We start from the raw sequence: 11,736 nt of genomic DNA on the forward strand, positions 1-11,736 counted from the left end.
GGAAAAGTGATCCTGTGTTTCTATGCAACTGCCTTTCTCGTGGCTATCATGCGGGCCTTATTATCAGGGCGCAGTCCGCATGCTCACGTTGCTAAAACTTCTCAAGGATGGACGCTTTCATTCCGGTCAGGCGCTTGGTGGCGCCCTGGGCGTCAGTCGTAGTGCTGTGTGGAAGCAGTTGCAACTCCTTGAAGCCGAGTTCGGGTTGTCCGTTCACAAAGTGCGTGGCAGGGGGTACCAGCTGGCTAAGCCGCTATTGCTTCTTGATGCAGCGCAAATTCGTGCAAAAGGGCTGTGTGAGTGGCCTGTCCATACATTCGACGTGATTGACTCCACCAATGCCGAGGCGCTGCGCTCAATCGAGCGCGGGGTAGAGGCGCCATTCCTTATCCTGGCTGAACGACAGGTGGCTGGGCGCGGGCGACGAGGGCGTAAGTGGGTCAGTCCGTTTGCCGACAATCTTTATTACAGTCTCGTATTGCGCATTGATGGCGGTATGCGACAACTCGAAGGGCTTAGCCTCGTAGTTGGCCTTGCAGTCATGCATACATTGCGTGATATGGGGGTTGTCGAGGCGGGACTGAAATGGCCAAACGACGTGCTGGTGGGAGAGAAGAAGATTGCGGGAATCTTGCTGGAGTTGGTGGGAGATCCTGCAGACGTTTGTCACGTTGTCCTGGGTATCGGTATTAATGTGAACATGCAATCGACTGATGAGGTTGAGCAGCAGTGGACCTCCATGTGCCTAGAGATCGGCATGGATTTGGATAGAAATGAGTTGGTGGCGCGAATGAGTGCGAAGCTTCAGCAATATATGAAGCTCCACCAAGCGTCGGGATTCGCCGCGATCCAGTCCGAATGGGAGCATTACCATCTGTGGCAGGGGCGAACTGTATCGCTGATTGCTGGGACTACTCGGATTGACGGCGTTGTGGCGGGTATTGATCTCCAGGGTGCGCTGCGTTTGAAGGTGGATGGTGTGGAAAAAATCTTTAGCGGTGGTGAGCTCAGTTTGAGGTTACGTGATGATTCTTGAGCTCGATTGCGGCAATAGTTTTATAAAGTGGCGGGTCCTTCACTCTGATGGCGTGACTCCTGTTGACGGTGGCGTGGTCAGTTCCGATGGAGATCTCTTGGCGTGCTTGAGTAATGCCGAGAAATTCCATTTGGAAAAATGCCGGCTTGTGAGCGTAAGGACTCCGGAGGAAACCGATTCGCTGGTGACGGCATTGGTTGATGCGTTTCGAGTATCCGTGGCTCGTGCAGTGCCGACGGAGGAAATGGCTGGCGTGCGAAACGGATATAGGGATTTTGAGCGGTTGGGTCTCGACCGTTGGTTGGCATTGCTTGGTGGGTTCCATCTTGCCTCGGGCGCGTGTCTGGTGCTTGACTTTGGAACTGCGGTTACAGCCGACTTCGTCGCCGCCAACGGTGAGCATCTGGGCGGGTTTATATGTCCTGGGATGCCGCTGATGCGAAACCAGTTGCGGACTCATACCCGGCGAATTCGCTATGACGATACTGCAGCGGAGCGGGCTCATGAGAGCCTTGCCCCAGGCCGGGCGACTGTTGAGGCGGTTGAGCGGGGTTGCACGCTGATGCTCAGGGGGTTCGTCCTGACTCAGCTTGAATTGGCTCGGCAGTACTGGGGAGGGGATTTTGAGGTGTTCCTCACGGGAGGGGATGCGAATCTAGTTGCCGGGATTGTTCCTGATGCCAGGATGGTGCCTGACTTGGTTTTTGTCGGTCTGGCGATGGCTTGTCCGTTATCTTGAGGTTTTTATGCGGTGGCTTTTCCTGCTGTTGTTGGTTCTGAATATCTTTTATTACATATGGCATCAGCAAGAAGCGCCGCTTCGAGCCAAAGACGTAACCCCGCTGAGCTTGTACCGCGGATCGCAGCAAGATATTCATCTCTTGAGCGAGGCGGCGGACGCGCTCGCCAGGCGTGATTCAGGCAAAGCCGCCGAGGGGCTGAAGAGCTGCATCTATCTTGGCGGTTTCGTTCGATCAGAATTGGCCAGGCAGCTCGAGCAGCGGCTGGTTGCCTCGGGTATTGCGGGTCGTACCGTTACATTGTCTGGGCCAGCACTCCCTGAGGGGGCAGGATTCTGGGTCCAGGTACCGCCGGAAGGTGGAGGAAAGGTGAGTGAGGCGCTGCTTCAAAACCTTTCTAAAGAATTCAATGAGTTAAAACATAAAATAATGCCATGCGAAGGGGTTGCACCCGCAGGATAGTTTGCATAGAATGGCGCCCGCTTCGCAGCGAAGACCTTTTATAGTCAATGCCGCGAAGCATGGTCAATGCAGCTAACCTCAGGTTTTTTAATGAGAAATTGCTTGACAGAAGGCTGGCATGATGTAGAATGCCGGCTCGCTTAGGAGGGGTTCCCGAGCGGCCAAAGGGATCAGACTGTAAATCTGACGTCTACGACTTCGAAGGTTCGAATCCTTCCCCCTCCACCATTTTTAGCGTGAGCTGCAAGCTCCGCGGGTATAGTTTAGTGGTAGAACCTCAGCCTTCCAAGCTGATGATGCGGGTTCGATTCCCGCTACCCGCTCCAAGTTTGCAGGTTGTGCAAAGTGTTTTGCTCTTGTAGCTCAGTTGGTAGAGCACACCCTTGGTAAGGGTGAGGTCAGCGGTTCAAATCCGCTCAAGAGCTCCATATAACAAGGCAGATATGAAAATATCTGCCTTTGTTTTAATGGCTTGTGTGACTTGCTAAATTCTTCTCCTAGGGGTGATTTCGATGGCTAAGGAAAAGTTCGAACGTAATAAGCCGCACGTCAACGTTGGTACCATTGGTCACGTTGACCACGGTAAAACCACTTTGACCGCTGCTCTGACTCGCGTCTGCTCCGAAGTTTTCGGTTCGGCCCGTGTTGACTTCGACAAGATCGACAGCGCCCCGGAAGAAAAGGCTCGTGGTATTACCATCAACACTGCGCACGTAGAGTACGACTCCAATGTTCGTCACTACGCGCACGTTGACTGCCCAGGTCACGCCGACTACGTAAAAAACATGATCACCGGTGCTGCCCAGATGGACGGCGCGATCCTGGTTTGCTCGGCCGCTGATGGTCCGATGCCACAAACCCGTGAGCACATCCTGCTGTCCCGTCAGGTAGGCGTTCCGTACATCGTTGTCTTCCTGAACAAGGCTGACATGGTTGACGACGCTGAGCTGCTGGAGCTGGTTGAGATGGAAGTTCGCGACCTGCTGAGCACCTACGACTTCCCAAGCGACGACACTCCGATCATCATCGGTTCGGCGCTGATGGCTCTGAACGGTCAAGACGACAACGAAATGGGCACCACTGCCGTTCGTAAGCTGGTCGAGACCCTGGACAGCTACATTCCAGAACCAGAGCGTGCTATCGACAAGCCGTTCCTGATGCCAATCGAAGACGTATTCTCGATCTCCGGTCGCGGTACTGTTGTGACTGGTCGTGTTGAGCGTGGCATCGTCCGTATCCAGGAAGAAGTTGAGATCGTCGGTCTGCGCGAAACTCAGAAAACTACCTGCACCGGCGTTGAAATGTTCCGCAAGCTGCTCGACGAAGGTCGTGCTGGCGAGAACTGCGGCGTCCTGCTGCGCGGCACCAAGCGTGACGACGTTGAGCGTGGCCAGGTTCTGGTCAAGCCAGGCACCGTCAAGCCGCACACCAAGTTCACCGCAGAAGTTTACGTTCTGAGCAAGGAAGAAGGCGGTCGTCATACTCCGTTCTTCAAGGGCTACCGTCCACAGTTCTACTTCCGTACAACTGACGTGACTGGTAACTGCGAGCTGCCAGACGGCGTTGAAATGGTAATGCCAGGTGACAACATCCAGATGACTGTCACTCTGATCAAGACCATCGCGATGGAAGACGGTCTGCGTTTCGCTATCCGTGAAGGCGGTCGTACCGTCGGCGCTGGCGTCGTAGCCAAAGTCATCGAGTAAACAGTTGTAATGTCTTTTTCGGGCCGGCATAATGGTCGGCCTGATTTTGTTTTAGGTCAGTAGCTCAATTGGCAGAGCGACGGTCTCCAAAACCGTAGGTTGGGGGTTCGATTCCCTCCTGACCTGCCAGATTCACTCAGTGTGTCTGGCTTTCTTTTCACAGGATCTTCACAGATGACTCCTAAAGCTGAAGCTCAAGGCTCTCGCTTCGATCTGCTCAAGTGGCTAGTGGTAGTCGCTTTGGTGGTTGTTGGCGTTGTTGGCAATCAGTATTACTCTGCTTCGCCGATCCTGTACCGCGTACTTGCATTGCTCGCCATTGCTGCCGCTGCTGCCTTTGTAGGCTTGCAGACGGCCAAGGGTAAGTCTTTCTTTGTACTCGCTAAGGAAGCCCGCACTGAGATTCGTAAAGTCGTATGGCCGACTCGCCAAGAAACCACGCAGACCACGTTGATCGTTGTGGCTGTTGTTCTGGTAATGGCGTTGCTGCTGTGGGGGCTTGATTCCCTGCTCGGCTGGCTTGTTTCCTTGATTGTTGGCTAAGGGTGTCCCGTGGCTAAGCGTTGGTACGTTGTGCATGCTTACTCGGGTTACGAGAAGCATGTCATGCGCTCGCTGATTGAGCGCGTAAAGCTGGCAGGCATGGAAGATGGCTTTGGCGAGATTCTGGTCCCCACTGAAGAAGTGGTTGAGATGCGCAACGGCCAGAAGCGCAAAAGCGAGCGCAAGTTCTTTCCAGGCTATGTGCTGGTACAGATGGACATGAACGAAGGGACTTGGCACTTGGTCAAGGATACCCCTCGGGTGATGGGCTTTATTGGCGGTACCGCCGACAAGCCTGCGCCAATTACGGATAAAGAGGCGGAAGCGATTCTGCGTCGTGTTGCTGATGGTAGCGACAAGCCGAAGCCGAAGACGCTGTTTGAGCCGGGTGAGGTTGTACGTGTTACCGACGGTCCATTCGCTGATTTCAACGGCACGGTTGAAGAAGTTAACTACGAAAAGAGCCGGATCCAAGTGGCAGTGCTCATTTTCGGTCGCTCTACTCCGGTAGAGCTGGAGTTCAGTCAGGTCGAAAAGGTCTGATTGAGCAGGCATCCCAACCCCGCAGCCCTAGGCTGTGGGGTTTTGTCGTCACTGGGATAAACGCGCAAGTAACCGGGGAGCCTTTCGAGGCGTTCGAACCCGTAATTGGAGTGCCTCATGGCCAAGAAGATTACCGCTTACATCAAGCTGCAAGTGAAGGCCGCTCAGGCTAACCCAAGTCCACCCGTTGGTCCTGCTTTGGGTCAGCACGGTGTGAACATCATGGAATTCTGCAAAGCTTTCAACGCCCGTACCCAGGGTCTTGAGCCAGGCCTGCCGACTCCAGTGATCATCACTGTCTACAGCGACCGTAGCTTCACTTTCGAAACAAAAAGCACCCCTGCTTCGGTTCTGCTGAAGAAGGCTGCAGGTTTGACCAGCGGTTCCGCTCGTCCAAACACCGTTAAGGTTGGCACCGTTACCCGTGCGCAGCTGGAAGAAATCGCGAAAACCAAAAACGCGGATCTGACTGCAGCTGATATGGATGCAGCCGTGCGTACTATCGCCGGTTCTGCTCGTAGCATGGGCCTTAACGTGGAGGGTGTGTAATGGCTAAGCTGACCAAGCGTCAAAAGGCTATCGCCGGCAAAATCGAAGCAGGCAAGGCCTACAACTTTGTAGACGCCGCCGCTCTGCTGGCTGAGCTGTCGACTGTCAAGTTCAGCGAGTCGTTCGACATTGCTGTGAACCTGGGCGTTGACCCTCGTAAATCCGACCAGGTCGTTCGTAGCGCTACCGTGCTGCCTCACGGCACTGGCAAGACCGTTCGTGTAGCTGTCTTCACCCAAGGCCCGGCAGCTGAAGCTGCTCTGGCTGCTGGTGCCGATCGCGTTGGTATGGACGACCTGGCTGCTGAAATGAAAGGCGGCGACCTGAACTACGACGTGGTTATCGCATCCCCGGATGCCATGCGCGTTGTAGGTCAGCTGGGTCAGATCCTCGGTCCACGTGGCCTGATGCCTAACCCTAAAGTCGGCACCGTAACCCCGGACGTAGCCAGCGCGGTCAAAAATGCCAAGGCTGGTCAGGTTCGTTACCGCACCGACAAGAACGGCATCATCCATACTTCCGTCGGCAAGATTGGCTTCGACGCCGTCAAGCTGAAGGAAAACGTTGAAGCCCTGATCGCTGACCTGAAGCGTATCAAGCCAGCTTCTTCGAAAGGTATCTACGTCAAGCGTGTCACCCTGAGCACCACTATGGGTCCAGGTCTGGTCATCGATCAGAGCTCGCTCGACGCGTAAAGCTCGGATTGGCGCAGTCACTGCGCCAATCAATAAATTGGGGTCCCTGCCTGGCGGGGGCTGTCCAAGACCGTAGGCGACGAAAGTCTTAAACCACAAGCCTACGCAGATGGTGCTCCCGGTTCCTTACCGAATCAGACACCAAAACGACATTCGGTTTCGACCGGATGAAACGGTAACAAGCAGGAGTTAAACCCGTGGCAATTAAACTCGAAGACAAGAAGGCCATCGTCGCTGAAGTCAACGAGGCTGCCAAAGTCGCTCTGTCCGCTGTCGTGGCTGATGCCCGTGGCGTAACAGTAGGCGCAATGACCGGACTCCGTAAAGAGGCTCGTGAAGCTGGCGTTTACGTACGTGTCGTACGTAACACCCTGCTCAAGCGCGCTGTTGCCGACACTGAATACAGTGTCCTCAACGACGTGTTCACTGGCCCGACTCTTATCGCATTCTCCAAAGAGCACCCAGGCGCTGCCGCCCGTTTGTTCAAAGAGTTCGCCAAGAGTCAGGACAAGTTCGAGATCAAGGCAGCTGCGTTCGAGGGCAAGTTCCTCGCAGCTAACCAAATCGACGTACTGGCAACACTGCCGACCCGCGACGAAGCCATTTCGCAGCTGATGAGCGTGATTCAAGGCGCTACCAGCAAGCTGGCTCGTACCCTGGCTGCAGTTCGCGAGCAAAAAGAAGCTGCCGCAGCCTAAGGCTGAGCAAACTCTCTCGCGTATTTTTGTTTATTTCGATGGCCGCGTAGGCCGTCCCCCAATTCAGGAAATACAGCAATGTCTATCTCTCAAGACGATATCCTCAACGCCGTAGCTGAAATGTCGGTTCTGCAGGTTGTTGAGCTGATCAAAGCTTTCGAAGAAAAATTCGGCGTTTCCGCTGCTGCTGCTTCGGCTGGTCCAGCTGTTGCTGCTGCCGTTGTTGAAGAGCAAACCGAGTTCAACGTCATGCTGACCGAAGCTGGCGACAAGAAAGTAAACGTGATCAAGGCAGTACGTGAACTGACCGGTCTGGGCCTGAAAGAAGCCAAGGCTGTAGTTGACGGCGCTCCTGCCATGGTTCTGGAAGCTGTTGCCAAAGACGCAGCTGAAAAAGCCAAGGCCGCTCTGGAAGAAGCAGGCGCTAAAGTCGAGCTGAAGTAAGCATCGACTTTGCGTCTCCAGCCCGAGCGTTAAGCGACAGGCTGATGGCTGGTGGCTCTTGCCACCGGCCTTTTTCCGTTATTGGCGGCCGACTGGGTTGGCGCTGATAGCGAGCTTTAACCACCCGATGCGGTGGCGCAAACCAAGGGGTTTGCACGATTTTCTGGTCGCTCCCGTCGGGGGAGGCCAAACAAGCAGGTGACCAAGCTGGGGAACGCTGATGGCTTACTCATATACTGAGAAAAAACGTATCCGCAAGGACTTTAGCAAGTTGCCGGACGTCATGGATGTGCCGTACCTCCTGGCCATCCAGCTGGATTCGTATCGTGAATTCTTGCAAGCGGGAGCGACTAAAGATCAGTTCCGCGACGTGGGCCTGCATGCGGCCTTCAAATCCGTTTTCCCGATCATCAGCTACTCCGGCAATGCTGCGCTGGAGTACGTCGGTTATCGCTTGGGCGAACCGGCATTTGATGTCAAAGAATGCGTATTGCGCGGTGTAACTTACGCCGTACCTTTGCGGGTAAAAGTGCGCCTGATCATTTTCGACAAAGAATCGTCGAACAAAGCGATCAAGGACATCAAAGAGCAAGAAGTCTACATGGGCGAAATTCCCCTGATGACTGAAAACGGTACCTTCGTTATCAACGGTACCGAGCGTGTAATCGTTTCCCAGCTGCACCGTTCTCCGGGCGTGTTCTTCGACCACGACCGTGGCAAGACGCACAGCTCCGGCAAACTGCTCTACTCCGCGCGCATCATTCCTTACCGCGGTTCGTGGTTGGACTTCGAGTTCGATCCGAAGGACTGCGTATTCGTGCGTATCGACCGTCGTCGCAAGTTGCCTGCATCGGTACTGTTGCGTGCGCTCGGCTATACCACCGAGGAAGTGCTGGACGCGTTCTACACCACCAACGTCTTCCATGTGCAGGGTGAAAACCTGAGCCTGGAGCTGGTTCCTCAGCGTCTGCGTGGTGAAATTGCTGTCCTCGACATCCAGGATGACAAGGGCAAGGTTATTGTCGAGCAGGGTCGTCGTATTACCGCTCGCCATATCAACCAGCTCGAAAAAGCCGGCATCAAAGAGCTGCAGGTGCCAATGGACTACGTCTTGGGCCGCACCACGGCCAAGGCAATCGTGCATCCTGCCACTGGCGAGATCATTGCAGAGTGCAATACCGAACTGAGCACCGAGCTGCTGGCGAAAATCGTCAAGGCCCAGGTCGTTCGTATCGAAACTCTGTACACCAACGACATCGACTGCGGTCCTTTCATCTCCGACACGCTGAAGATCGACTCCACCGGCAACCAACTGGAAGCCCTGGTCGAAATCTATCGCATGATGCGTCCTGGCGAGCCACCAACCAAGGATGCTGCAGAGACCCTGTTCAACAACCTGTTCTTCAGCCCTGAGCGCTATGACTTGTCTGCGGTCGGCCGGATGAAGTTCAACCGTCGTATCGGTCGTACCGAGATCGAAGGTTCGGGCGTGCTGAACAAGGATGACATCGTTGCGGTGCTCAAGACACTGGTCGACATCCGTAACGGCAAGGGCATCGTCGATGACATCGACCACCTGGGTAACCGTCGTGTTCGCTGCGTAGGCGAGATGGCCGAGAACCAGTTCCGTGTTGGCCTGGTGCGTGTAGAGCGCGCGGTCAAGGAACGTCTGTCGATGGCTGAAAGCGAAGGCCTGATGCCGCAAGACCTGATCAACGCCAAGCCAGTGGCTGCGGCAGTGAAGGAGTTCTTCGGTTCCAGCCAGCTGTCCCAGTTCATGGACCAGAACAACCCGCTGTCCGAGATCACTCACAAGCGTCGTGTCTCTGCACTCGGCCCAGGCGGTCTGACCCGTGAGCGTGCGGGCTTTGAAGTTCGTGACGTACACCCGACTCACTATGGCCGTGTATGCCCGATCGAGACCCCTGAAGGTCCGAACATCGGTTTGATCAACTCCCTGGCGGCTTATGCGCGCACCAACCAGTATGGCTTCCTGGAAAGCCCGTACCGTGTGGTGAAAGAGGGTGTGGTCACTGACGATATCGTGTTCCTGTCCGCTATCGAAGAGGCCGATCACGTGATCGCCCAGGCTTCGGCGACCATGAACGAGCAGAAAGTGCTGGTCGACGAGCTGGTGGCTGTACGTCACCTGAACGAGTTCACCGTCAAGGCGCCGGAAGACGTCACCTTGATGGACGTATCGCCGAAGCAGGTTGTGTCGGTAGCCGCGTCGCTGATCCCGTTCCTTGAGCACGACGACGCCAACCGTGCGTTGATGGGTTCGAACATGCAGCGTCAGGCAGTACCGACCCTGCGTGCCGACAAGCCGCTGGTAGGTACCGGCATGGAGCGTAACGTTGCCCGTGACTCCGGCGTCTGCGTTGTGGCTCGTCGTGGTGGCGTGATCGATTCCGTCGATGCCAGCCGTATCGTGGTTCGGGTTGCCGATGACGAAGTTGAACCGGGCGAAGCCGGCGTCGACATCTACAACCTGACCAAATACACCCGCTCCAACCAGAACACCTGCATCAACCAGCGTCCGCTGGTGAGCAAAGGTGATCGGGTTCAGCGCAGCGACATCATGGCCGACGGTCCGTCCACCGACATGGGTGAACTGGCGCTGGGTCAGAACATGCGCATTGCGTTCATGGCGTGGAACGGCTTCAACTTCGAAGACTCCATCTGCCTGTCCGAGCGTGTGGTTCAAGAAGATCGCTTCACCACGATCCACATCCAGGAACTGACCTGTGTGGCCCGTGACACCAAGCTTGGCCCGGAAGAAATCACTGCGGACATCCCGAACGTGGGTGAAGCTGCACTGAACAAGCTGGACGAAGCCGGTATCGTTTATGTAGGTGCTGAAGTAGGCGCTGGCGACATCCTGGTGGGTAAGGTCACTCCGAAAGGCGAGACCCAGCTGACTCCGGAAGAAAAACTGCTGCGTGCCATCTTCGGTGAAAAAGCCAGCGACGTTAAAGACACCTCCCTGCGCGTGCCAACCGGCACCAAGGGTACCGTCATCGACGTACAGGTCTTCACTCGCGATGGCGTCGAGCGTGATGCTCGTGCACTGTCCATCGAGAAAAGTCAGCTCGACGAGATCCGCAAGGACCTGAACGAAGAGTTCCGCATCGTTGAAGGCGCTACTTTCGAACGTCTGCGCGCAGCGCTGGTCGGCCACAAGGTCGAGGGCGGCGCCGGCCTGAAGAAAGGCCAGGAAATCACCGACGAGGTTCTCGACGGTCTCGAGCACGGCCAGTGGTTCAAACTGCGCATGGCCGAAGACGCTTTGAACGAGCAGCTCGAGAAGGCTCAGGCCTACATCGTTGATCGCCGCCGTCTGCTGGACGACAAGTTCGAAGACAAGAAGCGCAAGCTGCAGCAGGGCGATGACCTGGCTCCAGGCGTGCTGAAAATCGTCAAGGTCTACTTGGCAATCCGTCGTCGCATCCAGCCGGGCGACAAGATGGCCGGTCGTCACGGTAACAAAGGTGTGGTCTCGGTGATCATGCCGGTTGAAGACATGCCGCACGATGCCAACGGCACGCCGGTCGATGTGGTCCTCAACCCGCTGGGCGTACCTTCGCGTATGAACGTTGGCCAGATCCTCGAAACCCATCTGGGCCTCGCGGCCAAGGGCCTGGGCGAGAAGATCAACCGCATGCTCGAAGAGCAGCGCAAGGTTGCTGACCTGCGTAAGTTCCTGCACGAGATCTACAACGAGATCGGCGGTCGCAACGAAGAGCTGGACAGCTTCTCCGACCAGGAAATCCTGGACTTGGCGAAGAACCTCAAGGGCGGCGTTCCAATGGCTACCCCTGTGTTCGACGGTGCCAAGGAAGTTGAAATCAAGGCCATGCTGAAGCTGGCAGACCTGCCGGAAAGCGGCCAGATGCAGCTGTTCGATGGTCGTACCGGCAACAAGTTCGAGCGCCCGGTCACCGTTGGCTACATGTACATGCTGAAGCTGAACCACTTGGTAGACGACAAGATGCACGCCCGTTCTACCGGTTCTTACAGCCTGGTTACCCAGCAGCCGCTGGGTGGTAAGGCGCAGTTCGGTGGTCAGCGTTTCGGGGAGATGGAGGTCTGGGCACTGGAAGCTTACGGTGCTGCATACACTCTGCAAGAAATGCTCACAGTGAAGTCGGACGATGTGAACGGTCGGACCAAGATGTACAAAAACATCGTGGACGGCGATCACCGTATGGAGCCGGGCATGCCCGAGTCCTTCAACGTGTTGATCAAGGAAATTCGTTCCCTCGGCATCGATATCGATCTGGAAACCGAATAACACGTGACGCGAATCGAGGGCGGGGC

The 11,736-nt window shown here is 55.8% G+C and carries 11 protein-coding genes and 4 tRNA genes; all 15 read left to right on the forward strand.

The window, feature by feature from the left end:
- Positions 1–79: 79 nt before the first annotated feature.
- The gene (gene birA / locus ACLEJQ_RS20220) at positions 80–1,036 is read left to right on the forward strand and encodes a bifunctional biotin--[acetyl-CoA-carboxylase] ligase/biotin operon repressor BirA (protein ID WP_440797821.1); all 957 of its coding nucleotides are present in this window, start codon (positions 80–82) and stop codon (positions 1,034–1,036) included.
- Positions 1,026–1,775 carry a pantothenate kinase gene (locus tag ACLEJQ_RS20225; RefSeq protein WP_440797823.1) on the forward strand — a complete coding sequence of 250 codons (750 nt, stop codon included), beginning with the start codon at positions 1,026–1,028 and terminating at the stop codon, positions 1,773–1,775. Before birA ends, ACLEJQ_RS20225 begins: the two co-directional genes overlap by 11 nt.
- Before the next feature lie 7 nt (positions 1,776–1,782).
- Positions 1,783–2,238: a hypothetical protein gene (locus ACLEJQ_RS20230; RefSeq protein ID WP_440797825.1), complete on the forward strand. Its 456-nt coding sequence runs from the start codon at positions 1,783–1,785 to the stop codon at positions 2,236–2,238.
- A gap of 143 nt (positions 2,239–2,381) precedes the next feature.
- Positions 2,382–2,466: transfer RNA gene (locus ACLEJQ_RS20235), tRNA-Tyr, on the forward strand.
- A gap of 24 nt (positions 2,467–2,490) precedes the next feature.
- Positions 2,491–2,564: transfer RNA gene (locus ACLEJQ_RS20240), tRNA-Gly, on the forward strand.
- Positions 2,565–2,590: 26 nt separating this feature from the next.
- Positions 2,591–2,666, forward strand: a tRNA-Thr gene (locus tag ACLEJQ_RS20245).
- An 84-nt stretch (positions 2,667–2,750) separates the two neighbouring features.
- Entirely contained in the window at positions 2,751–3,944 is a 1,194-nt protein-coding gene (tuf, locus tag ACLEJQ_RS20250; protein WP_440797827.1) for an elongation factor Tu, read from the forward strand.
- Positions 3,945–3,997: 53 nt separating this feature from the next.
- A tRNA-Trp gene (locus ACLEJQ_RS20255) sits at positions 3,998–4,073 on the forward strand.
- Between the two features lie 45 nt (positions 4,074–4,118).
- Positions 4,119–4,487, forward strand: a complete 369-nt coding sequence (gene secE / locus ACLEJQ_RS20260; RefSeq protein WP_339481463.1) for a preprotein translocase subunit SecE — start codon at positions 4,119–4,121, stop codon at positions 4,485–4,487.
- A 9-nt stretch (positions 4,488–4,496) separates the two neighbouring features.
- Positions 4,497–5,030 carry a transcription termination/antitermination protein NusG gene (gene nusG / locus ACLEJQ_RS20265; RefSeq protein WP_010443972.1) on the forward strand — a complete coding sequence of 178 codons (534 nt, stop codon included), beginning with the start codon at positions 4,497–4,499 and terminating at the stop codon, positions 5,028–5,030.
- Between the two features lie 117 nt (positions 5,031–5,147).
- The gene (rplK, locus tag ACLEJQ_RS20270) at positions 5,148–5,579 is read left to right on the forward strand and encodes a 50S ribosomal protein L11 (protein WP_003176435.1); all 432 of its coding nucleotides are present in this window, start codon (positions 5,148–5,150) and stop codon (positions 5,577–5,579) included.
- Entirely contained in the window at positions 5,579–6,274 is a 696-nt protein-coding gene (gene rplA, locus ACLEJQ_RS20275) for a 50S ribosomal protein L1 (RefSeq protein WP_440797829.1), read from the forward strand. Before rplK ends, rplA begins: the two co-directional genes overlap by 1 nt.
- Before the next feature lie 197 nt (positions 6,275–6,471).
- Positions 6,472–6,972, forward strand: coding sequence for a 50S ribosomal protein L10 (gene rplJ, locus ACLEJQ_RS20280; RefSeq protein WP_440797831.1), 501 nt, complete (start codon positions 6,472–6,474; stop codon positions 6,970–6,972).
- A gap of 78 nt (positions 6,973–7,050) precedes the next feature.
- Complete coding sequence (gene rplL / locus ACLEJQ_RS20285; protein ID WP_440797833.1) at positions 7,051–7,416, forward strand: 50S ribosomal protein L7/L12; 366 nt, start codon at positions 7,051–7,053, stop codon at positions 7,414–7,416.
- Positions 7,417–7,636: 220 nt separating this feature from the next.
- A complete protein-coding gene (rpoB, locus tag ACLEJQ_RS20290) occupies positions 7,637–11,710 on the forward strand; it encodes a DNA-directed RNA polymerase subunit beta (protein ID WP_440797835.1) in 4,074 nt (1,357 codons plus the stop codon).
- Positions 11,711–11,736: the final 26 nt, after the last annotated feature.

Origin of the sequence: Pseudomonas sp. SMV71, from assembly GCF_052042015.1 — a bacterium.
Classification (GTDB): Bacteria; Pseudomonadota; Gammaproteobacteria; order Pseudomonadales; family Pseudomonadaceae; genus Aquipseudomonas.